The sequence below is a fragment of the Paenibacillus sp. EKM10P genome (genome assembly GCF_011800655.1).
GTDB lineage: Bacteria > Bacillota > Bacilli > Paenibacillales > Paenibacillaceae > Paenibacillus > Paenibacillus polymyxa.
This window is the reverse complement of record NZ_JAALET010000003.1, coordinates 238,457-261,540: the sequence shown is the minus strand read 5'-3', so window position 1 is coordinate 261,540 and position 23,084 is coordinate 238,457. Positions and strand designations below refer to the sequence as shown.

At 50.2% G+C, this 23,084-nt stretch carries 23 protein-coding genes and 1 riboswitch; of the genes, 22 read left to right on the top strand and 1 reads right to left on the bottom strand.

Annotation, left to right across the window (positions count from 1 at the left end; genetic code table 11):
- The first annotated feature begins 68 nt into the window (after positions 1-68).
- The 12 genes from HFE01_RS10575 (at position 69) to HFE01_RS10520 (ending at position 13,323) form a co-directional block, all read left to right on the top strand.
- Positions 69-926, top strand: coding sequence for a uroporphyrinogen-III synthase (locus HFE01_RS10575; RefSeq protein ID WP_167437886.1), 858 nt, complete (start codon positions 69-71; stop codon positions 924-926).
- Between the two features lie 199 nt (positions 927-1,125).
- Positions 1,126-1,680 carry an LOG family protein gene (locus HFE01_RS10570; protein WP_016822794.1) on the top strand — a complete coding sequence of 185 codons (555 nt, stop codon included), beginning with the start codon at positions 1,126-1,128 and terminating at the stop codon, positions 1,678-1,680.
- A 57-nt stretch (positions 1,681-1,737) separates the two neighbouring features.
- Positions 1,738-1,923: riboswitch (cobalamin riboswitch) on the top strand.
- A 309-nt stretch (positions 1,924-2,232) separates the two neighbouring features.
- Positions 2,233-4,029 (top strand): precorrin-3B C(17)-methyltransferase, encoded by a 1,797-nt coding sequence (cobJ, locus tag HFE01_RS10565; protein WP_019688873.1) that lies wholly within the window; start codon positions 2,233-2,235, stop codon positions 4,027-4,029.
- Positions 4,030-4,123: 94 nt separating this feature from the next.
- On the top strand, positions 4,124-5,203 hold the full coding sequence (locus HFE01_RS10560) for a sirohydrochlorin chelatase (protein WP_167437885.1): 1,080 nt from the start codon (positions 4,124-4,126) through the stop codon (positions 5,201-5,203).
- Entirely contained in the window at positions 5,200-5,979 is a 780-nt protein-coding gene (gene cobK / locus HFE01_RS10555) for a precorrin-6A reductase (protein ID WP_016822798.1), read from the top strand. Before HFE01_RS10560 ends, cobK begins: the two co-directional genes overlap by 4 nt.
- A 165-nt stretch (positions 5,980-6,144) precedes the next feature.
- Positions 6,145-6,789, top strand: coding sequence for a precorrin-8X methylmutase (locus tag HFE01_RS10550; protein WP_016822799.1), 645 nt, complete (start codon positions 6,145-6,147; stop codon positions 6,787-6,789).
- 74 nt (positions 6,790-6,863) lie between these two features.
- Positions 6,864-8,009, top strand: a complete 1,146-nt coding sequence (locus tag HFE01_RS10545) for a cobalt-precorrin-5B (C(1))-methyltransferase (RefSeq protein WP_016822800.1) — start codon at positions 6,864-6,866, stop codon at positions 8,007-8,009.
- Complete coding sequence (gene cbiE / locus HFE01_RS10540; RefSeq protein WP_016822801.1) at positions 8,002-9,258, top strand: precorrin-6y C5,15-methyltransferase (decarboxylating) subunit CbiE; 1,257 nt, start codon at positions 8,002-8,004, stop codon at positions 9,256-9,258. Before HFE01_RS10545 ends, cbiE begins: the two co-directional genes overlap by 8 nt.
- A 29-nt stretch (positions 9,259-9,287) precedes the next feature.
- Positions 9,288-10,004: a precorrin-2 C(20)-methyltransferase gene (gene cobI / locus HFE01_RS10535; protein ID WP_167437884.1), complete on the top strand. Its 717-nt coding sequence runs from the start codon at positions 9,288-9,290 to the stop codon at positions 10,002-10,004.
- Positions 10,001-10,795: a precorrin-4 C(11)-methyltransferase gene (gene cobM, locus HFE01_RS10530; RefSeq protein ID WP_013373518.1), complete on the top strand. Its 795-nt coding sequence runs from the start codon at positions 10,001-10,003 to the stop codon at positions 10,793-10,795. Before cobI ends, cobM begins: the two co-directional genes overlap by 4 nt.
- On the top strand, positions 10,788-11,876 hold the full coding sequence (locus tag HFE01_RS10525) for a cobalt-precorrin 5A hydrolase (RefSeq protein WP_167437883.1): 1,089 nt from the start codon (positions 10,788-10,790) through the stop codon (positions 11,874-11,876). Before cobM ends, HFE01_RS10525 begins: the two co-directional genes overlap by 8 nt.
- Positions 11,869-13,323 carry a cobyrinic acid a,c-diamide synthase CobB gene (locus tag HFE01_RS10520; protein WP_167437882.1) on the top strand — a complete coding sequence of 485 codons (1,455 nt, stop codon included), beginning with the start codon at positions 11,869-11,871 and terminating at the stop codon, positions 13,321-13,323. Before HFE01_RS10525 ends, HFE01_RS10520 begins: the two co-directional genes overlap by 8 nt.
- 107 nt (positions 13,324-13,430) lie before the next feature.
- Here HFE01_RS10520 and HFE01_RS10515 read toward each other — a convergent pair whose 3' ends face one another.
- The gene (locus tag HFE01_RS10515) at positions 13,431-13,880 is read right to left on the bottom strand and encodes an AbrB/MazE/SpoVT family DNA-binding domain-containing protein (RefSeq protein ID WP_016822806.1); all 450 of its coding nucleotides are present in this window, start codon (positions 13,878-13,880) and stop codon (positions 13,431-13,433) included.
- A 430-nt stretch (positions 13,881-14,310) separates the two neighbouring features.
- On the opposite strand from HFE01_RS10515, the gene HFE01_RS10510 reads away from it, so the two are divergent.
- The 10 genes from HFE01_RS10510 (at position 14,311) to HFE01_RS10465 (ending at position 23,076) form a co-directional block, all read left to right on the top strand.
- Positions 14,311-14,949: a ThuA domain-containing protein gene (locus tag HFE01_RS10510; protein ID WP_167437881.1), complete on the top strand. Its 639-nt coding sequence runs from the start codon at positions 14,311-14,313 to the stop codon at positions 14,947-14,949.
- Between the two features lie 103 nt (positions 14,950-15,052).
- Positions 15,053-15,412 (top strand): phasin family protein, encoded by a 360-nt coding sequence (locus HFE01_RS10505; protein WP_167437880.1) that lies wholly within the window; start codon positions 15,053-15,055, stop codon positions 15,410-15,412.
- Position 15,413: 1 nt separating this feature from the next.
- Entirely contained in the window at positions 15,414-17,084 is a 1,671-nt protein-coding gene (locus tag HFE01_RS10500) for an ABC1 kinase family protein (protein ID WP_167437942.1), read from the top strand.
- A gap of 23 nt (positions 17,085-17,107) precedes the next feature.
- Entirely contained in the window at positions 17,108-17,680 is a 573-nt protein-coding gene (locus HFE01_RS10495; protein WP_090888836.1) for a hypothetical protein, read from the top strand.
- 272 nt (positions 17,681-17,952) lie between these two features.
- On the top strand, positions 17,953-19,401 hold the full coding sequence (locus HFE01_RS10490) for a SulP family inorganic anion transporter (protein ID WP_019688861.1): 1,449 nt from the start codon (positions 17,953-17,955) through the stop codon (positions 19,399-19,401).
- Between the two features lie 219 nt (positions 19,402-19,620).
- Positions 19,621-20,286, top strand: coding sequence for an amino acid ABC transporter permease (locus HFE01_RS10485; RefSeq protein WP_016822815.1), 666 nt, complete (start codon positions 19,621-19,623; stop codon positions 20,284-20,286).
- Positions 20,267-20,944: an amino acid ABC transporter permease gene (locus tag HFE01_RS10480; protein WP_016822816.1), complete on the top strand. Its 678-nt coding sequence runs from the start codon at positions 20,267-20,269 to the stop codon at positions 20,942-20,944. The genes HFE01_RS10485 and HFE01_RS10480 overlap by 20 nt, the downstream gene beginning before the upstream one ends.
- Before the next feature lie 17 nt (positions 20,945-20,961).
- The gene (locus tag HFE01_RS10475; protein ID WP_017428605.1) at positions 20,962-21,717 is read left to right on the top strand and encodes an amino acid ABC transporter ATP-binding protein; all 756 of its coding nucleotides are present in this window, start codon (positions 20,962-20,964) and stop codon (positions 21,715-21,717) included.
- Between the two features lie 137 nt (positions 21,718-21,854).
- Positions 21,855-22,730 (top strand): cysteine ABC transporter substrate-binding protein, encoded by an 876-nt coding sequence (locus HFE01_RS10470; RefSeq protein WP_025366052.1) that lies wholly within the window; start codon positions 21,855-21,857, stop codon positions 22,728-22,730.
- Between the two features lie 238 nt (positions 22,731-22,968).
- Positions 22,969-23,076: a putative metal homeostasis protein gene (locus tag HFE01_RS10465; protein ID WP_167437879.1), complete on the top strand. Its 108-nt coding sequence runs from the start codon at positions 22,969-22,971 to the stop codon at positions 23,074-23,076.
- Positions 23,077-23,084: the final 8 nt, after the last annotated feature.

The following is a 23,084-nucleotide window of genomic DNA, read 5'->3' as shown; positions in this document are numbered from 1 at the left end:
TTGTCTTTTGCCTTTCTGATTGTATACTTGGTAGAAAGAAATACGACATCTACAAGGGAGGCAACAGCATGGCACAACGCATGGCAGGTAAGAGAGTCGCTCTTGCCGGTCCCCGTAAAGCAGAAGAAATGGCGTTGCTAGTTATGAAGATGGGGGGCGAGCCAGTAGAACGCCCGGCCCAGGGGACTGTTTTTCTGGATGATATCGAGCTGCGCAACGCTGTTGTATCGTGGGTGAAGAACCCTCCGGACTGGTACATCTTCACGACAGGTATGGGACTGGATGCTCTGTTCGATATGGCAGAGGATATGGGCGTGGCCGAGCAGATTATAGAGTTGCTGCAATCCTCCAACATTGCAGCACGGGGCTACAAGACGGTCAATGGACTCAAAAAGCGTGGCTTTACGCCAGCAGTACGGGACGAGGACGGAAGTTTGATCGGATTGACACGGGCTTTTGCCCCATATGATCTGAAGGGGAAGGAAGTACTGTTGCAACTGCATGGAGACCCGGCCCCCCGGTTGGTAGAGTGGCTGGATGAGCAAGGCGTAGTGACCCGCCAAGTACTTCCTTATAAGCATATCCCACCTGAAGAAGCAAAATTGCAGGCGCTACTAGATGATGTTATAAACCGTACGATTGATGCCGTTACGTTCACGAGTGGTCCACAAATTCGATTTTTGGCCCAATATGCCAGAAAGCAAAATCGAATGGAGGATTTACTGGAAGCTTTTCGTGAAGATGTCATTGCTGTATCGGTAGGCAAGGTGACTGCACAATCCATTTTGGAAGAAGGGATTGAACGAGTCGTATTTCCAACTGAAGAGCGCATGGGTGCGATGATGGTAGAACTGGGCAAATATTTCGAACATAGCGATTCGGTGCATGGCTGTGGTCTGAAGAGCGTGAACGGTCATTTGAAATGAGCTAGAACTGATAAATGCAGTAAGCTAAAAATGAACTTATATTTACTAATACAGAGTAAAATAGAGATAAGGGCCTACGAGGTCTTTATCTTTTTTTGTTGGACATGCATCGCAAAGTTTTTTGTTATAGCGAAAATATTTATCTAATATAATGAATAAGTTTCGATGCATGATATTGAGGACAGGAGCTGAGACATTTATGAATTCTATTTGTGTATTTGCAGGGTCCAGACCTGGACATTCATCGGTATATGTTGAGGCGGCAGGCAAGCTGGGTGAAGCTATGGCTCGCCAGCATATCCGTTTAATTTATGGTGGCTCCAGCAGAGGGCTGATGGGTAAGGTGGCGGATGGACTGTTGGCGGGTGACGGTCAGGTCACCGGCATTATGCCCACCCTGTTATTCGATGCAGAGATCATTCATCGGGGAGTTACCGAGTTTATTGAGGTAGCAAGCATGCATGAACGTAAAGCGGCGATGAGCGAGATGGCCGATGCGTTTATAGCCCTTCCGGGAGGCTTGGGAACCTTTGAGGAGCTGTTCGAGGTATTGTGCTGGGCGCAAATCGGTATACATCGCAAGCCCATTGGGCTGCTGAATGTGAATGGATATTTTGACCCGTTGGTAGAAATGGTACGTCATAGCGTGCAGGAAGGGTTTACCGGAGCTGATCATCCAGCGCTACTGAGTATATCTGCGGACCCGGATGAACTGCTGCATATGTTGAAAAATAAAGCAGAGAACTTGAAATAAAGCTTTTTTCGTGCTTGCACAACTGATTGAGGCAAGGTTATGATAAGACCCATAATCAAATAGCGGACAGACAAGGTGCCTTTGCGGTTGAGCAAAGGGTAACAGGGAATCGGGTGCAAGTCCCGAGCGGTCCCGCCACTGTAAGGAAGAGGGTTCTTTTAAATGGTCACTCGTACAAAACGGGGAAGACGAGAGAATCCGTTGATGCCAAGCCAGGAGACCTACCTTGATCTGTATGCACCGTTAACCTTCGCGGAGAGGATGGGTGTACGAAATCAGGAAATCAGGCACACGTTGCTTTTTCCATGTTGGTTACAGGTTTGCGTGGATATGAACGTTCAGCAGCGTTTGAAGCGTAAACAAAACAGATGGAAAACAACGGCAGATAGGAGGAAGACAAGAACTGTCTTCTTACGCTGTTTCGTCTGGTAAGAGAGATACGTACATAGGAACCCCATCCGGGCAGGATGGGGGTTTTTTGAGTTAAAGGATGCCACAAATTATTGAAATAGATAGTATAGCTGCCCTGAAAAGGATGATAGGAGGAGCACGATGAGCCCATTAGGAAAATTGCTGGTGATTGGATTTGGACCAGGAGATATGGAACATATCACAAAACGGGCGTTGGATGCGCTGGCCGAAAGTGAGGTCATTATCGGCTACAATACCTACGTTGATTTGATCCGTCCGTTGTTGAACGGACAGGAGATTGTACGCACAGGGATGACAGAAGAAGTGAGCCGTGCGCAGGAGGCGGTTCGCCAAGCAGAGATGGGTAAGAAGGTAGCCGTCATTTCCAGTGGAGATGCTGGGGTCTATGGCATGGCAGGGCTGGTGTACGAAGTGCTGATGCAAAAAGGCTGGCGTCGCGAGGACGGGGTTGAGGTAGAAGTTGTGCCGGGGATCTCGGCTATTCAATCCTGTGCTTCGTTGTTGGGAGCGCCGGTTATGCATGATGCTTGCACAATCAGTCTGAGTGATCATCTGACCCCGTGGGAAACGATCGTGAAGCGTGTAGAAGCTGCGGCTTCGGCTGATTTTGTGATTGCCTTATACAACCCGCGCAGTGGTCGACGTACCCGCCAGATTGTGGAGACGCAGTCCATTTTGCTCCGTTACCGTGATCCGCAAACTCCAGTTGGACTGGTGAAGAGTGCTTATCGTGAACGTCAGCAGGTTATTGTAACGACGCTGGAAGATATGCTGAACCATGATATCGGGATGCTGACGACCGTAATCATCGGCAATTCCTCGACGACAGTGTATGACGGGTTAATCGTGACTCCGCGCGGCTATCAGCGTAAATACACGCTGGACGCGACCGAGCAAGTGCTCAAACCGCATCAGCGGCTTCGCACGGAAGCGGAGCCGTGGTCGCTGGGCGCGCAAGAGGATCGCGCACTGGATACACCGCAGGGAGGTGGAGCTCTGACTGCGTCTCCCGAGCCTTCCGCGAGCAGCGCTGCGGTTGCCACGCAAGCACGCCCGCAGGCGATGGCTACCGTGCAGGCTGCGCCCGCGAAGCCAACCGGAGCGGCTCCAGCATCGCTGGCAGCAGAGGCACTAAGCCGCCTAGCTGTCGGCGGCAAGCTGCCGGGCGAAGCCAATGCTCGCTGGAGCGGGCAAGCGCCTACCGCCCAGAGCGCCGTCGGAACGGCAACGGTGGCTACGACTGGGAAGGCGTCAGGCGGCTTTGGCAAGCCTGCACTGTTTGAGGTGGGGGTTTCCCCTGGCGTGGGAAACAAGAAGTTCACTGCTCGGCAGATGGCACTGCTTGCCGAGGTAGCGGGTGATGATGGCGAGCTGGAATACACGCCAGATCATCAGATCGTGCTGCGCGTGCCGTGCGCAGACCCCGAGGAACTGGTCGGACGGCTTCGGGATGAACGATTCATTGTCATGCCGATCGGCGATGTGTTTAAGGTGAAGGCCTGCGACTTCTGCAATATGGAGAAAGATGATGCGGTGCCTGTGGCTGAGCATCTACAGGTTGTACTTGGCGGATTACAGGCACCCAAGGAAACGAGTATTGCTTTGAATGGATGCGGCATGGCTTGCTATGGAGCGGTGCTGGAGGATATCGGCATCGTCTATCGCAAGGGAGGATACGATCTGTTTCTCGGCGGCAAAAAATTTGGCCGTAATGCTCATGCCGCTCAGCCCGTAGCGGAAGGGATTCCGGGTGATCAGATTACGGATATCGTGGAGAACATTATTGCTGAATATAAGGAAAAAGGGCATCCGAACGAGCGTTTTCATAAATTCTTTAAACGTGTAGGCATCGTTGCGGGTTTCCGACATGAAGATGCACCAGCAACAGTAGAAGTGAACGCGGTTTGTGGTGATTAAGTGGGTTGGTAGGCTTGATGAACAGGATACAAGCATATATATAAAATAGGGCGTCATGTAGGCTATCCCTATCAATGAGGAGGAAAACACAGCAGTGGATGCAATATTGTTGGTTGGACATGGAAGTCGGGACCCAGAGGGTAATCAGGAACTACTGGAATTTGCGCAAGCGGTGGCAGATCGGGCGCCAGGTACGTGTGTAGAAACCTGTTTTCTGGAGTTGGCACGCCCAAGTATTGCCGAAGGAGTACAGGCGTGTGTGGACAAAGGGGCGACGCGTGTCGTTTTTATTCCGATTATTTTGTTCGCAGCAGTGCATGCCAAAATTGATATTCCGAAGGCAATCGACCGGGCAAAGGCAAAATACCCGCAGGTGGAATTTGTATACGGACGTCCGATTGGCGTTCACGAAAAAATCGTTAGCATACTGCTTAACCGCTTGAAAGAGGCCCGCCCTGTTGCAGTTCCAGCAGGGATGAATAGCGCTGTAGAGGCATCTGCCCAGGTATCTGACGAAGAAACAGCGGTACTTGTATTAGGACGCGGAAGTAGCGATCCTGATGCGAACAGTGACTTTTTCAAAATCACTCGTATGCTGTGGGAGAAGCTTTCTTATACGTGGGTAGAAAGCAGCTTTATCGGTGTGACGCAGCCTTCTTTTCCCGATGGCCTAGAGCGTTGTGTACGATTGGGGGCCAAAAAGATTATCGTGCTTCCGTATTTTCTATTCACGGGTGTGCTGATTAAGCGCATTGGAGAAATGACTCAGGAATTCGCCGAGGCTCACCCTGCATTACAAGTGGAAATGGGCGGATATTTTGGCTTCCATCCTCAATTAGTTGAGCTGGTGCTGGAGCGAGCTAACGAAGGCTTGTTCGGCAAGGTTACGGCTAATTGCGATAACTGCCAGTTCCGTCTGGAAGCGCAGGAGCATCACCATCATCACCACGACCATGATCACGACCATGACCATGACCACGATCACCATCACGACCATGATCATGACCATCATCACCATCATGCACATGAGCATGATCACCATCACGAGCACCATACACACAGCCACGCTCACGATCATGCGCATGTCCATGCTCACAGCCATAATGACCATGATCACGATCATTCACATGCGCCGTCTGTAGTGAACGTAACCGGGCAGGTGAATGGCTCATGATTTTTATGCTATGCGGAACGAGCGATGCAAGGGAATTGGCGCTGCAAATCCGTGACACCGGCTTTAACGTATTAACTTCGGTCGTAACCGAAAGCGCGGCGGCCAGCTTGTCCGAAGCAGGGCTGGACGTACGTACAGGCCGAATGACAGCCAATGAAATGGGTGCAATGATTCGGGAGAAGGGGATACAGGCCGTTGTTGATGCCAGTCATCCTTTTGCAGAAGAAGCACATGCGAATGCGATGACAGCTGCTCGCGAGTCTGGAGTTCCTTATATTCGCTACGAGCGGACGGGACTGGTGTATGACAATCATCCATTGCTCCATATTGTGTCTTCTTATGAAGAGGCCGCATTAATTGCTAAGCAACTCAAAGGCTCTGTCATGCTTACGACGGGCAGTAAGACGCTCGGCACATTCACCAAGCATCTACTCGGAGACCCGGAGATTCGTCTGGTTGCACGTATGTTGCCGCGCCTCGACAATATGGAGAAATGCGGCGAACTGGGGATGGAGCAAAAAAATATTATTGCCATGCAGGGGCCCTTTTCCCGTGAGATGAACGAAGCATTGTACAAGCACTTTGGTACAACCGTGATGGTCACCAAGGAAAGCGGACGCACGGGAGCAGTGGATGAGAAGGTTCAATCTGCTCTGGATCTGGGTATTCACGTCATTTTGATTTCCAGACCGGAAGTAGAGTTTGGTACGGTATTTGATCATTTCGACGGAGTAATTGATACATTGCGCACAGCAACAGGGAAGATTTCCATTTGAGTTGGTTCAAGTCCCTACGGGTTCAGTTAATCCATAACGACTGCTGGCATGTATCTAAAATATAGTCATCTTAAAATGCGTGTTTTAATAGAAATATCTGTTGTTTTAATACACGAGCAGTTATTTTTCCTAAACTAATTTTCCATAAGGGAGTGGGTCGATACCATGGACTTTAAAACAGACTTTAAACCGCTAACGGTACAGCCGCAGGAGATTGAGGGTAAAAGCTTCGCAATGATCACAGAAGAATTGGGAGAGCATCCATTTACAGCTGAACAATATCCTGTCGTACAGCGTGTCATTCATGCATCTGCTGATTTTGAGTTGGGCCGCAGCATGGTATTTCATCCAAAAGCCATTGAAGCCGGAATTGCAGCTATTCGCGCAGGACAGCCGGTGGTGGCAGATGTGCAGATGATTCAGGCGGGGTTGAGCAAGGATCGCATCCGTCAATTTGGCGGGGATGTTCATGTGTACATATCTGACCCGGACGTGATGGAAGAAGCCAAAAGGCTGAACACGACACGTGCCATTATTTCGATGCGCAAAGCGATTCAGGCGGGCGAAGGTGGAATCTATGCGATTGGTAATGCGCCGACAGCGTTGCTGGAGTTGATTCGTCTGGTGAAAGAAGGAGCGGCTAAGCCTGGACTAGTGATTGGTATGCCCGTAGGTTTTGTATCGGCGGCAGAATCCAAGGACGAGCTACGCAAGCTGGATATTCCGTTCATTACGAATATTGGACGCAAGGGCGGCAGCACGATTGTCGTAGCAGCATTGAATGCAATCTCCTTAATGGCTGCCCGCTAGATGCGGTTGTCCGTTTGCTGTATCATGAAATGAATTAGAGCATGATCAGCAGAAGAGGTTAAGGAGGAATTGGCATGGAAAAGGAAGCGGCGTCCGCCGACAGGCCCAAACGGATGAAAAGTGGTGAAGCTCCCGCGCCGGACAAGCCGATGCGGTCAGGCTTTACGACGGGGGCCTGTGCGGCTGCAGTAGCCAAGGGAGCGGTACAACTGCTCATTACGGGCATAGCGCCGAAGGAAGCGGTGATATCGCTGCCCGCGGGCTTCGATCATGCATTTGAACTGATCGAGCCTGTGTTGGATGCGGACGAAGCTTCCTGCACGACGATCAAGGACGGTGGCGATGACCCGGATGCCACGCATCAGGCAAGAATTAGCGCCTCTGTTAGCTGGCGCGAGGAGCCGGGCGTTGAGCTGGACGGCGGCATCGGCGTCGGGCGGGTAACGAAGCCCGGTCTGCCTGTGCCTGTCGGGCAAGCCGCGATCAATCCGGTGCCGCGCCGGATGATTACGGAGGCCGTATCTGGTGTGCTTGAGGAGCACGGATCGGCCAAGGGTGTCCGTGTCGTTATCAGTGTGCCGGACGGCGAGGAAATCGCCAAGAAAACGCTGAACGGGCGACTTGGCATTCTTGGCGGTATTTCCATACTGGGCACACGCGGTGTAGTCGTTCCGTTCTCCACGTCTGCTTATAAAGCCAGCGTGGTGCAGGCTATATCGGTTGCACAAGCGATGAACTGCGAGGAAATTGTCCTGACCACAGGCGGCAGCAGTGAAAAATATGCAATGCAAATGTACGATCAGCTGACGGAAGAAGCCTTTATTCAGATGGGCGACTTTGTCGGCTTTGCAGTCAAGCATGGCAAACGATTGGGAATGAAGAAGATTATTCTCGTCGGTATGCCCGGCAAGCTGTCGAAGGTTGCTCAGGGTGTCATGATGGTTCACTCCAAGAGCGCTCCGGTGGATTTTGGATTTTTGGCCCAGGTTGCGCGTGAGGCAGGTGTGGATGAGTCGCTTGCAACGGCAGTAGCTGAGGCGAATACAGCTACGCAGGTGGCGGATATGATGACCGAAGCGAATGCGCTGAGCTTTTTTGAAAAGTTATGTACCTATGGGTGTCAGCATTGTCTGGAGCATGCAGGTGGTGGAATCACCGTGGAAATGGTACTGATAACGCTGAAAGGGAACGTGCTGGGGAGGGCGAGAGTCGGTGAGTAGAGTAATTCGTGTCATTGGTATCGGTGAAAATGGAGCGGCAGGTCTGTCGCAGGAGACGCTGGAACAAATTGAGCGTGCCGACCTGTTGGTGGGTGGTGAGCGCCAGCTAGCCTTTTTTGAGGCAGCCGCAGGAGAAAAACGAACATTAAAGAGCGGCTTATCCGCCGTGGTGGAAGAATTGGGACGGTTGCGTGAGCACAAGGATATTGTCGTGCTTGCGTCAGGCGATCCGCTTTTTTTTGGAATTGCAGGCTATTTGTCTGCCAAGCTGGGGGCTGAACACTTGGATATTTTACCCCATCTCAGTTCGGTTCAACTGGCGTTTGCACGTCTCGGTGAAAGCTGGCAGGATGCGGTGCTGGAAAGTGTACATGGTCGTCCGATGACCGGACTGGCGCAGCGGATCGATGGACAGAACAAGATCGCGCTGCTGACGGATGACCGCAATCATCCCGCCACGCTTGCCGCTTATCTGCTGCATTTTGGCATGACGGAATATGATGCCTTTGTCGGCGAGCATTTGGGAGGACCAGATGAGACGTATCGGCATTATACGCTGGAAGAGATGGCGCAGGGAACCTTCCAACCCCTGAACGTGGTTGTTTTGCGCCGCCGTAAGGGGGAAGACGTGCCAGCGATTCGCCGGGGATTTGGCTTCGAGGATGCGGAATTTCACCAGCGCAAGCCGGAAAAAGGGCTGATCACGAAGCGTGAAGTGCGCGTATTTAGCTTGTCCGAGCTGCGATTGACCGAGCGAAGCATCGTATGGGACATCGGCGCAGGCTCCGGTTCTGTAGCTGTGGAATGTGCGCGGCTGGCCAAGTACGGGCAAGTGTTTGCCATTGAGAAGAATGAAGGCGATCTGGCCAATGTGGAAGCGAACAAGGTCAAATTCCGCACTGATTTTCCAGTGATCCATGCCAAAGCGCCTGCCGGATTGGACGAGCTGCCAGACCCGGATGCCGTGTTTATCGGCGGGAGTGGAGGAGAACTGGCAGAACTGATTCGTCTGTGCGCTTCCCGTCTGCGTAAGGATGGGCGAATTGTAGTGAATGCTGCAACCATTGAGACGCTGCATGACGGTATGAAGGCGATGCAAGCCGTAGGACTCGAAACCTCGGTGACGTTACTGCAAACAGCGCGTAGCAAGCCGATTTTGAATATGACTCGTTTTGACGGACTCAATCCGATATATGTCATCACAGGACAGCCGCCGGTAGACGTGGCTGACGGAGCAGCAGAGGAGTAAGCTGGTAAATCAAGAGGGGGAGAGACAGCATGAATACGGCGGCAGTAGGAACACTTTATGGCGTAGGCGTGGGGCCGGGTGATCCCGAGCTGATCACGGTCAAGGCGTACCGGATGATTCAGGAATGTGCAGTTGTGGCATATCCGAAAAAGCGCCGGGGAGGCAAATCGTATGCTCACGAGATTGTGGAATTATACGTTAACCCGGAGGAAAAGGAGATGTTGGGACTCATTTTTCCAATGACCAAAGACCCGGTTGTACTGGAGCGGGAGTGGAACAAAACGGTAGTTGCTTGCTGGGAAGCTCTGAGTCAAGGAAAGGATGTAGCCTTTGTCACAGAAGGAGACCCTAATCTGTACAGTACCTTTATTCACTTGGCGCGTCTGATGAAGGATCTCCATCCCGAGGTGCCGATTGTATCTATTCCAGGCATCTCTTCTGTATTGGGAGCAGCGGCAGCGCTGGAATTGCCTTTGGCTGACGGAGATCAGCAGGTTGGTATTATTCCGGCTACGGAGGATCGCGAAGCGATGAAGCGGGCGATTGAGAATCACGATACGGTCGTGTTTATCAAGGTTGCCAAGGTACTGGATTTGATTTTGGATGCACTGGACGAGCTCAATCTTGGCGATCGTGCCTCTGTCATTACCAAAGTCACGTCTCCTTATGAAATGGTATGGCACAACGCCCGTGAGCTGCGCGGACAGGAGCTTGAATATTTGAGTTTAATGGTGGTGAGCAAATGACGTTGGAGCCAAAGGTATATATCGTAGGAGCAGGCCCTGGTGACCCGGAGTTGATTACGGTCAAAGGCTCCCGGATTCTACGTACGGCAGATGTGGTGTTGTACACGGATTCACTAGTGAACGATGAGCTGATTGCTACGGCTAAGCCCGAGGCACAGGTACTGCAAAGCTCAGGCATGGATTTGGAGCGGCAGGTCGAGATTATGAGCGAGGCTGTGCAGGCTGGGCGCAGTGTAGCCCGTGTACATACAGGTGATCCGGCAGTATACGGTGCGATTTTGGAGCAAATGGTGCTGCTGAAGCAGCGCGGAGTAGCCTACGAAATCGTACCGGGCGTCAGCTCGGTCTTTGCTTCTGCGGCCGTGCTGGGTGCAGAGCTAACCGTGCCTGACTTGACGCAGACGGTCATTCTGACGCGTGCCGAAGGCCGTACACCTGTACCGGATCGTGAAAAGCTGCGTGATCTGGCATCCCATCACTGTACAGTGGCGCTGTTCCTCAGTGCAACGCTGGCGAAGAAGGTAGTCGTTGAATTTTTGGCGGCTGGCTGGAGCGAAGACACGCCTGTAGCCGTTGTGCAGCGCGCAACTTGGCCAGACCAAAAAATCGTGCGCACGACGCTTGCCCAATTGCCAGCCGATCTGCGTGCAGCAGGCATTACGATGCATGCCATGATTTTGGCAGGGTGGGCGCTCGACCCGGGGTTAGTGGACAAGGACGCACATCGTTCCAAGCTGTATGACAAGTCGTTCACCCACGGCTACCGAAAGGGAGTGAAGCCTGGTGAGTAATCCATTTGCCGCTGTGGCGATCACGAAGCATGGAGTCGAGATGGTCCGCAATTTGGGAGCCAGCTTTCCGGGTACGGATGTGTATTACATGTCCAAGTTTGAGCGTGGAGACGAGCAGGAGCGTGGCATTCAATTGTTCGAAGGTTCGGTCAAACTGATTTTGCCGGATTTATTTAAACAATATAACGGTATTATTTTATTTATTTCCCTCGGTGCGGTGGTTCGTATGATTGCACCGATTTTGGTGGATAAAAAGGTAGACCCAGCCGTGGTCGTCATTGATGATTGCGGAGAACATGTCATTAGCGTACTGTCTGGGCATTTGGGCGGCGCAAATGAATTGACCCGTCATGTAGCCGCTGTACTGGGGGCACGTGCGGTAATCACGACTGCATCGGACGTGCAGGGCACGATTCCAGTGGATATGTTGGGGCGGGAATTGGGTTGGGTGGTCGATAGCTTCGATAAGGCCACGCCTGTGAGCGCCGCTGTTGTGAACGAGGAGCCCGTTGTACTCATACAAGAGACAGGCGAACGGAACTGGTGGCGCTATGACAAGCCAGTACCTGCACATATCAAGGTATATGCCTCAATGGCGGAAGCGGCACAAGAACCGTTCAACGCCGCGTTGGTCGTAAGTGACCGTTTGTTGGAGCCTGAGGAAGAGGAGAGGTTTCTTTCTAATGGCGTGCTGTATCGTCCTAAAAGCTTGGTGCTTGGCATTGGCTGCAATCGGGGAACTGCATTGGAGGAGCTGGAGGCTGGGGTGCTGAACACCTTGCAAGAGCTGCGTTTGTCTGTCAAAAGCGTACGGAATATTGCTACGATTGACCTGAAAAAGGATGAAGAGGGCTTGCTCGCCCTCTGCGCCAAATACGGCTGGGAGCTGGTGACGTACACTCCGTCAGAGCTGAACACGGTGCAGCTTCCCAATCCATCGGAAACTGTCTTCAAATACACTGGCGCCTATGGGGTCAGCGAACCATCAGCCCTGTTGTCTTCCGGTGCGGACCATTGGCTGCTGGAGAAGAAAAAAAGCGGAAATATGACGTTGTCTGTAGCGCGGGTTTCCTATGACTGACGATATGAATCAGGCTATACAGCCAGACTCGTCTGCCACGGCACGCAGAAGTCGTATCGTTGTCGCCGGTACGGGCAGCGGCGCGGGCAAAACGACTGTGACTCTCGGGCTGATGAAGGCGTTCGCCGACAGCGGCCTGCGAGTGCAGGGGTTTAAGTGCGGTCCGGATTATATTGATCCGACCTATCATACGGCCGCGACCGGAACGCCTTCCCGTAATCTCGATTCCTGGATGACCTCGCCGGATACGGTGCGTGAAACTTTTATCCGCGCATCCGAAGGCGCAGATATCTCCGTGATTGAAGGCGTCATGGGGCTATATGACGGCAAGGACCCGCTCAGCAATATTGGCTCGACCGCCGAAATCGCCATGCTGACGGATAGCCCGGTATTGCTGGTCGTCGATGTACGCAGCATGGCACGCAGTGCGGCCGCTATTGTGCTCGGCTTTCAGCGCTTGGAGCCCAAACTGCGCATTGCGGGCGTAATCGTAAATCGCTGCGGTAGCCAGGGGCATTACGGCATTGTCAAAAAGGCGATCGAGCAGGAGTGCGACATTCCTGTGCTCGGCTGGTTAAAGCGCGATGACGGATTGGATATTCCCGAGCGTCATCTGGGCCTGGTGCCTGCTGTAGAACGCGGCGAGCTGGAGCCGCTCTTCCAACGGGCGGCAGAGCTGATTCGCGCGGGTACGGATCTGGATGCACTGCGGGCATTGGCGGATTCGGCTCCGCCGCTCAGTCTGCCCGAGCACCCATTATTTCCTCCAGATCAGCCTCCCACAGCAGGACATGAAGTCGAGACTGGGGAACGTCCCATCATTGCTGTCGCCAGAGATGCGGCGTTCAATTTCTACTACCCCGAAAATATGGATTTGCTGCGCCAAGCGGGAGCAGAGATTGTCTATTTTAGTCCGCTGGCGGGAGAGCGCGTCCCTGAGCACGCCAACGGCCTATATCTGGGCGGCGGTTTTCCTGAGGAGTTTGCGGCAGATATCGCTGCCAATACGGGCTTTCTGCAAGATATCCGCACCGCAGTGAGCCGGGATATGCCTGTATTCGCCGAGTGCGGTGGTTATATGATACTGGCCCGGACACTTACGGATCGGGCGGGTCACGCCCATCACATGGCCGGGGTGATCCCTTCGGACGTTCGCATGCAGGAGAAGCGGGCTGCATTGGGATACCGGGAAGCAACCGCATTGCAAGATTGCTTGCTGCTGGAGGCTGGAGAGACGATTCGGGGACATGAATTTCATTATTCGGTCATGAGCTATGATGAATCTGCCGCCCCCTATCCCTTTGCCTATCAAACCAAGGGGATGCGCGGACTCCAGAGTGAAGGTTATGCCAAAGGGAACCTCTTGGCAGCCTACACACACATTCATCTCGCTTCTCTACCCAAGGCAGCAGCACGCTGGGTTGAAAAATGCCGAGCTTACGACTAAAACACAAAAAAGCCGGGTCCCTATAAGGGTCCGGCTGTTCTAAATATAAAGAGAATTAAATCTTACATAACATGGAAGCGTATACATTGTTTTTTTGGGCGATTCGCCTACATGAGCTTTTTCAGTTGGGAAATCCTTCCCTGACTCACGCCAAGCATGGAAGCGAGTTGTTTTTGTGAAGATGCTGGATGTTCTTCCATAAGCTCTCTCATTTTCTCCAAAATAACATCCGTGCGCTGATAAATCTTTTTCATATGCATATTTTGCTTCAGTGGAGGTGACTGGGTTTCAGTCGCTGTGACCGGAAGTAAATCTTCCGTTTTCATCGAGGTGGCACATGCATCGCAGATAAACTGATCTTTAAAATAGGTGTTGGTATCAACCGAACCGCAAAATATACAATTAGTTGATTTGTACTTACGGAGCATGAGTGTTTGGTCTTCAATAAAAAACTCTAATGGATCGCCGATGTCGATCTCCATCGTCATGCGCAACTCTTTAGGAAGCACAATTCGTCCCAAGCTGTCCAAGGGCCGGGTCATTCCAGTCCTTTTCATTCATGCAACCTCCCCAGTGTTTTAAGATTTATAGAATGTATAAGCTTTGAGGCAATTCTTATCAATTCTATAACCGCAAGCATAGATTTCTTACGAAAAGCGGCCCTTCATTGCTATTCATGCATGGACGCACTTTTTTTCTTACGAGTATACCATAAACGGACGGAATCGCCAGCGTTCATGTTTATAAATTTATAATTAGTTTATTCCGAGCGAACATATATGCTATAATCTTCTGCTAAAGGATTTAATAGGCCGTCTGTAGAATTATTTATATATGCCGTAGCTTGGACAACGATGGCGGTGTTATGGGAAATAGATGAGGGCCAAAGGATTTTTTCAGAGCGTTTTGACCCCACAAACAAGAGACCGTTGGTACGGGACCCGCCTTTAAAGTCCTTATATACAAGTCAGGCAAGGAGGATTTATGATGGAAAAAAGAAAAGCATTGCTGCTAGGAGATTATTCATATCCGGAGTTTCACCCGCTACAAGGGGTGGACGAAGAGATTAGTCATATTTTACAAGATTGGATGACGGTTCAATGCAGTGAGAATCGTAAAATGCTGCTCAAGGAAAATCTAGCTTCATTTGATCTATGCATCTCGTATTGTGATAGCCGTAAGGAGGTTCTGTCTCCTCAACAAACAGCAGGACTGCTGTCCTACGTCAGCGGCGGAGGTGGACTGCTTGTGCTGCATAACGGAATCACATTGCAAGGACGTTATGAAATTGCACAGCTCATGGGAGCACGTTTCCTGCGGCATCCGTCAGCGGAGCAGCTTTCCTTCAAGGTAACAGAGCCGGATCATCCGATTATGGAAGGGATCGAGCCGTTCGAGATTCAGGAGGAGCCGTATCGTTTTGATTTTGATCCATTCACTAAAAAAACACTGTTGATGGAATACGAGTATGAAGGTCAGTGGTGGCCAGCTGCATGGTCATTGTCCTATGGCTTGGGCAGAGTCGTCTACCTGATGCCTGGACATAATCAGCCAAGTTTCCAGCACGAGGGATACCGTAAGCTACTGCTTCAGGCTGCTAAGTGGGCCGGACGCTTTCCAGGTTAAGTATAATCATTCATTCCAACCATTGTGGGGGGAGCTGCGAACTTTATGCGGCTCCCCTTTTCAGGTTATACTATAGGTAATCACAGGTAGGGGAGGATATATTATGAGCGATTTGTTCAAAAAAGCCATCTCATTGGGGTGGGGCCTCACCGTTGTCAGCAAAGAAAAGGTGGAGAAAGCCGTCGAGGATCTTGTAAACCGTGGAGAACTTGCGCCCTCGGAATCCAAAGCGCTGGTCGATCGTCTGATCGAACGGGGGGCAGAGGAGCAGGGACAATTCAAAACCGTGATCCGCGAGCAGGTTAGCCGCATTTTGCAGGAGCTGGAAGTACCTACCGAAAATGATGTCACAAGTTTGGAGCAGCGTGTGGCATTGTTGGAAAAAAAGGTAGCGGAGCTGGAAAAAGAAAAGGCGGCGCTTACGGGTTCGAGTGACGCTGAAGAAGCGAACCGGTTGGATTAAAATGGCCGTTCGCATGAAGCACGCCGGTCGTTACCGGGAAATTGCCATGGCGCTGGCGCGTCATGGCTTTGGCTATATGGTGGAAGAAATGGGACTGTTCCAGCTGCTATCCCTGCCCCGCAAGTGGCTAACGAGAGAAACCCCCGAGTCCAAAACCTTAGGTGAACGGATTCGGCTTGTGCTGGAGGACCTGGGGCCTGCATTCATCAAGCTTGGACAGTTGGCAAGTACACGTGCTGACCTGCTGCCAGAGCCTATTATTCGCGAACTGGTTAAGCTCCAGGATCAGGTACCGCCTTTTTCGCCTGACACGGCGCGTGGCATTCTGGAACAGGAGCTGGATACGTCATTAGAGGACATACTGGTTCGTTTTGACGATGATCCGCTGGCGGCTGCTTCGATCGGGCAAGTGCATCTGGGCAAGCTGCACAGCGGCGAAATGGTCGCGATTAAAATCCAGCGTCCAGGCGTTAATCGCATCATTCGGCGGGATTTGGACATTTTACGGGAACTGACCGCAATGGCAGCCAAGCGCTGGGAATGGGTGGAGCGTTATCAGCTTCGCCAGATGGTAGAAGAGCTGGGGAGATCGCTCATTCAGGAGCTGGATTACAACCATGAAGCTCGTAATACGGAAAAGATTGCGCTCCAGTTTGAGCAGGACCCACATATCTATATTCCGAAAATATACTGGGACCATACTTCCTCACGTATATTGACCATGGAGTTTCTGGACGGAACTCACTTAGGGAGTCGTGAAGAGTTATTGCGCCGTGGTTATAGCTTGAAAGAACTGGCGCAGCGGCTGGTCAACAGCATGCTGCATCAAATTTTTATAGAGGGCTTTTTTCATGCCGATCCCCATCCGGGGAATTTGCTCGTCCTGAATAATGGAAGCCTCGCTTATCTGGACTTTGGCATGGCGGGAAGGCTAAGCGAAGAAATGAAGAATCATCTCGCTTCTCTCATGATCGCCCTGATGCGCAAAAATACCGATGCTATGGTTCGCGCCATCGAACGACTAGGGCTGGTCGAACCGGATACTGACCTGAATGCACTGCGAGCCGATCTGGACAAAATACGCGAAGATTACGCGGACGTTCCTTTCTCACAGGTCAGCATTGGCGATGCCTTGAACGACCTGTTTGGCGCAGCACAGCGCCATCGGATTGGTTTGCCATCAGACGTCCTGCTGCTGGGCAAGGCGCTGCTGACACTGGAAGGGGTCGTAGAGCATTTGGACCCTGATCTCAGCATTATTGCTTTGGCCGAGCCTTTTGGCAACAAGCTGCTGAAGGAACGCTTCAGCGGTCGCCGTATTCGGGGCAAGCTGTTGGGTGGTGCGACCGAGCTGGTGGAGACGCTGATGGAACTGCCGAGACAGACGAGGCATTTGACCTCAATTATCAGCAAGGGCAAGCTAAAACTGGAAGTTACCGTACCAGAGCTGGAACAGCTTTTGCGCAAGCTGGATCAGATCAGCAATCGCCTGTCATTCAGTATTGTGCTGTTAGCATTCAGCATTATTATGGTCGGGCTGATTATCGGTTCATCACTAAATCATCAGGCGACCATGCTGTGGAACGTACCTGCGATTGAAATTGGTTTTGTTGTAGCGCTCTTGATGGTTGCCTTTTTACTATATTCTATTTTTAAATCAGGAAGATTCTAGATATCAACAACAAAGGAGGCGTCATGGACACTCATAAGATGAACACTGTCTCAATGAATACTCTTCAAATTACAGATGTACCGTGGCACCGCCTGACTACTCCTTATGGTAGGGGCACGGAATTGCCGCAATTGATATCCAATAGGGAGTATGCAGCCATCGCTGATCTGATAGAGCATCAAGGTACATTGTGGCAGGTTACCCCATGGGCGCTACTATTCTTATTGCGGAATATGCATGCGAGAAGCCCGGAGGATATCACGCTGAGTGAGTTGGATTTGTACCATACGGTTGTTCAAGCATTGGACATGGAAAATCTACAAGCGGACTCACAGAAGTCTGTAGAATCCTTGACTATGCTGCTAGAAGAAAAATATTTATGGCCAGTAGACAGCGCTCCAGAAGATGATGAAGTGGAGTGGGAAGAGGAAGAAGCACGTGGCTATGATCCGGTAGCTTTTTGGAGCTATTATGTCTATAGCTGTCGGTTACTAAAGCAAGCGCTGCCTGATTTTGAGAGTTTGCTCCAGCGCTATGCGGACTCAGAGATTGCTGAATCCCTATCAGAGCTTGTGCAGCAATTACGAAAATTTTAAATATAAGAAAACGAATTAGATAAAGAAAACGGGCGCTATTTCAAGTAAATAGACGTTTTCATTCTGTAAACAGCCTTTTAACTCATTCGTCTCTGCGAATCCCTTGCGTTATAATGATGGACTGGATGTAACGGAAGGGGTTCGTTTGAGAGAGACGAGCTGAATGATAGGAGAGCTATAGCGATTGACCGCTGGACGGATGCCCAAAGCAAGATCGGGTTGCGGGTCAAAATGCTGTTCTCTGTGAATATAGGAGGCTGGAACGAAACAGTATGAATCTTAGACAACAATGGTTCGGTAATATCCGGGCTGATATACTTGCGGGCATGACCGTGGCGCTGGCATTGATTCCAGAGGCGATTGCCTTCTCCATCATTGCAGGTGTCAACCCTATGGTCGGACTGTATGCCTCCATCTCGATGGCGATTGTCATTTCTTTTGCAGGTGGACGTCCGGCGATGATCTCGGCAGCAACCGGGGCTGTAGCTGTAGTGGTTGTTGGTTTGGTCAAAGATTATGGCGTGGAGTATTTGTTTGCAGCTACCATTTTGGCTGGGATCATTCAGGTACTGCTGGGTGTTTTGAGAATAGGTCGCTTTATAAGCTTTATTTCGCAGCCGGTCATGACCGGGTTTGTGAATGCGCTGGCGATCCTCGTCTTTATGGCACAGCTAACCCACTTTCATGGAGCCAATTGGATCATGTACGCGATGGTAGCGGGGACATTGCTCATTGTGTATATTTTACCGAGATTTGTGAAAAGCATTCCCGCTCCATTGACAGCAATCATCATCATGACGATCATTACGTATGTTTTTGGATTGAATGTCAAAACGGTAGGGGATATCGGTACGCTGACCAGCTCGCTGCCTTCATTCCATTTGCCGCAAATTGAGTGGTCGTGGCACACGTTGCGGATATTGCTGCCATATTCCTTTACGATGGCGCTGGTTGGACTGCTGGAATCACTGCTGACAGCCAGTATTTTGGATGAAATGACCGAAACGAAAAGCAATAAAAACCGGGAAGCCCGTGGGCAAGGGATTGCCAACTTTGTAAATGGCTTTTTTGGGGGTATGGGTGGTTGTGCCATGATCGGACAATCCGTCATTAATGTAAGCTCAGGCGGAAGAGGACGACTGTCCACTTTCACGGCGGGGGTGTTCTTGGCTTTTCTGCTGCTTGTGCTTGGCGGTGTTGTAAAGGAAGTACCTATGGGCGCATTGGTGGGAGTCATGTTCATGGTGTGTATCGGAACCGTGGATTGGAAGTCGCTCCGAAACATCGCCAAGGTTCCCAAAGCAGATACGTTTATTATGGTGGTCACGGTCATCATCGTGGTGGCTACGCACGATTTGTCCAAGGGCGTGATCGTAGGCGTACTGTTGAGTGCCCTGCATTTTGGCTGGAAAATGGCTAAAATCCGTATCAGTGCGACTGAGGATCAGGAAGCAAAGGTGTACCATGTCAGAGGGCCGATGTTTTTCGCCTCAACGACTCATTTTGTCGATCATTTTGAACCTTCGGATGATCCGGAGCGCGTTGTAGTGGACTTTAGCCATTCACATGTGTGGGATCACTCGGCGGTTACTGCCATTGGCAAGGTGCTGCAAAAATACAGAAACGCAGGTAAATCTATTACCTTACAAGGGTTAAATGAGGAAAGTCGTTTAATTGTGGAAAAGCTCGGTGGTCCTGTAGTTACAGAGCCGATCGTGTGATGAATCGTATAGCATAAAGCAAAGCCTAAAATGGAATTCATCCATTTTGGGCTTTTTTTATTTATTTCTGAAATGAAATAACAGTTTTCTTTCTTAATCATAGATAAATATGACAAATTTTCAGCAAAGTATTGACGTAATAAATGGGCAGGAATACAATCATTGTTATTAAGCATAGCAAATACATAGGAATAATTGAAAATTGAAAGGTATGTACATATGAACTTAGACTGGGAGTTTATTGTAGAAAGCTTGCCGCTATATGGAGAAGCCATGTGGCTGACGTTGAAGATTGCCTTTTTTGCTATTCTGTTTTCATTAGTCGTCGGTTTGCTGTGTAGCATAGTGCTGTATTACAGGGTGAGAGGAATTAGTGGAATTATTGTAGCCTATATCGAGCTTTCCCGAAATACGCCGCTGCTTGTACAGTTATATTTTCTGTACTACGGGTTTACGAAGATAGGTCTGCATATGAGCGAAATGACATGTGCCATTGTGGGCATGACCTTTTTGGGCGGGGGCTATATGGCTGAGGCGTTCCGTGGTGGAATCGAAGCTGTGAGTAAAACCCAAACGGAATCCGGGCTGAGTCTCGGACTGTCCAAGATACAACTGGCAAGATATGTTATTTTGCCGCAGGCATTTGCCATCAGTATTCCGTCTTTGGGAGCCAATGCAATTTTTCTTCTCAAGGAGACTTCCATTGTGGGTGCCATTGCTTTACTAGATCTGATGAATGTGGCAAAGGACCTGATCGGTATGTACTACAAAACGACAGAATCGTTGATTCTGCTGGTATTGGCATATCTCGTTCTGCTTTTACCTTTGTCGATGCTGCTGACGTGGGTGGAAAGGAAGGTGCGATATGCTGAGTTCGGGGATTAATGTGCTTTTTGAGGGTTCGAATTTTGAGCGTCTGTTAGGGGGATTGCTCGTTACGCTGGAAATTGCATTACTTTCCATTATTATCGGTACGCTGCTAGGCATTTTGATGGGTCTGCTACGCACTTTACAATCAAGACCAATTCGATTTGTGCTGAGATTTTATTTGGAGACATTTCGCATTATTCCGATTTTAGTGTGGTTGTATGTCGTGTATTTTGGATTTACGCCTTTGCTGAATGTGAATATCAGCGGGGAACTAACGGCCGTTATCGTATTCAGTCTGTGGGGAGCAGCCGAGATTGGTGACATCGTACGTGGTGCGCTGGAATCACTGCCTAAGCATCAGGTGGAATCCGGGCAGGCATTAGGGCTAACCTATTGGCAATTATACCGTCATGTGCTCATTCCCCAAGCGGTGCGCCGAATGCTTCCGGGTTCTATTAATCTGGCGACACGGATGATCAAAACCACGTCACTCGTGGTACTGATCGGTGTAGTGGAAGTGGTCAAGGTTGGACAGCAGATTATTGAGCTAGGTGTAATCAAAGCGCCTTCGGCATCCTTTTGGGTGTATGGCTTTATTTTTATATTGTATTTTCTCGTATGTTATCCGTTATCCAGACTTTCCAAAAGATTTGAACGCAGATGGCAAAATTAGCAGGATGGGGTGGTGTCATGGAAGAGGCTGTGGAGGTTTTATTGGAAATTCGAGGGCTGGACAAAAGCTTCGGCGACCGAAAAGTGCTGCAGCAGATTAGTCTGGACGTAAGGAAAGGGGAAGTCGTGGTCATTCTCGGTCCTTCGGGATGTGGAAAAAGCACGCTTCTTCGGTGCCTCAATGGTCTGGAGCCAGTCCAGGGCGGAGATATCCGTTATAGAGGACAGGATCTGACGGATAGAAAAGTGAATTGGCGTGAGGTGCGGCAGCATATCGGAATGGTGTTCCAAAACTATGAGCTGTTTCCGCATATGACCGTCTTGGAAAATATATTGCTCGGCCCGCTTAAAGTTCAGCGGCGAAACAAGCAGGAGGCGCTTAAACAAGCGGAGCAGCTATTGGAGCGAGTCGGTTTGCTGGACCGCAAGGATGCATATCCGCGACAATTATCAGGCGGGCAAAAGCAACGGATTGCGATTGTGCGCGCCCTGTGTATGAATCCTGAAATTATGCTTTTTGATGAGGTCACCGCATCCTTGGACCCGGAAATGGTCAGAGAGGTGCTGGATGTCATGCGAGAGCTGGCCCAACAGGGGATGACGATGATTATCGTGACGCATGAGATGGGGTTTGCCAAGTCGGTAGGAGATCGTATCGTTTTTATGGATCAAGGACAGATATGTGAAATGACTACACCACAGCAATTTTTTACCCAACCGGAAACAGAGCGTGCCCAGCACTTTCTGGATATATTTCAGTACGAAACGATATGAGCATTTTGCATCAATCCCATGAGCGACTTCCAATCACAATATAGAGATCGAAATGTTTCTATTGGTCTCTATATTGCACCCAGAAGCGAAAGAAACCGAATGATGCAAAATGCTGACAAATAAGGGGATGAATACAGATGAGAAAAGGAATGAAGTTCACAACGTTATTACTGGCTTTGAGCTTGCTGCTCGTCGGCTTGGCGGGATGTGCAGGAGGCGGGAATACCAATGGTAGTTCAAGCTCGGCTAAATTTGCTTCAATTGAGGACATTAAAAAGAATGGCAAGATTCGAATCGGTGTATTCGCGGATAAGCCGCCTTTTGGCTACGTAGATTCAGAAGGGAAAAATCAAGGCTTTGATGTGTATATTGCGAAACGGTTTGCCAAAGACCTCTTGGGCGACGAGTCGAAGGTGGAGTTCGTTCTGGTGGATGCCGCCAGCCGGGTTGCCTATTTGGAATCCAACAAGGTAGATATCATCATGGCTAACTTTACTGTGACCGATGAACGTAAAGAAAAAGTCGATTTTGCTAACCCGTACATGAAATTATCCTTTGGCATTGTGTCACCCGACAGTGCTCCCATCACCACGATTGACCAATTGAAGGGCTCGGATCAAAAGCTGATTGTTGCCAAGGGAACGACAGCAGAGACCTATTTTACGAAAAATTATCCTGACATCAAGTTGCTCAAATTCGATCAATACACCGAAATCTTCTCGGCTCTCAAAGACAAACGCGGTGCCGCCATTGCGAACGATAATACAGAGCTGATCGCTTGGGCCAAGGCCAATCCCGGCTTTACCGTAAGTATTCCAGCCTTCGGTGGTCAAGATACGATTGCCCCTGCAGTAGCGAAGGGAAATAAGGAACTGTTGGATTGGATCAACAACGAACTGGCTACGTTGGGTAAAGAAAATTTTGTCCATCAAGCCTATAAGGACACACTGACCTCCGTTTACGGAGAAGGCTTTACGGATCAATTGGTTGTGGAGGGCGGCAAGGTTAATTAATCATCGTATAAGTTGCTATTAAGCATAAAGAAGCGTTGGGCTTGCTGTCCCGACGCTTCTTGCATATGGGCAAAGGGAGATTTGCAAGTTCTTAATCTAGATAATACTTCCCCAAAATCTCTTGCATGCTCGTAAATTTCATTATATAATTTTAAATGATTATGATTCTCATTATCATTTAAGTCTTTAGGCGCAGACTCCCAATATGAGCCTAAGTGAATAGGATGGTGCTTTACACATGGCTAAAACGGATGTGGCTACTGCCAGAAGACAGCTCAGCAGTCCGAACAAGGTAACGCGCAAACGGGCTTTGAGAACAATCAAAGCTGCGAAGCGCGCGAAGTAACAAGCTTC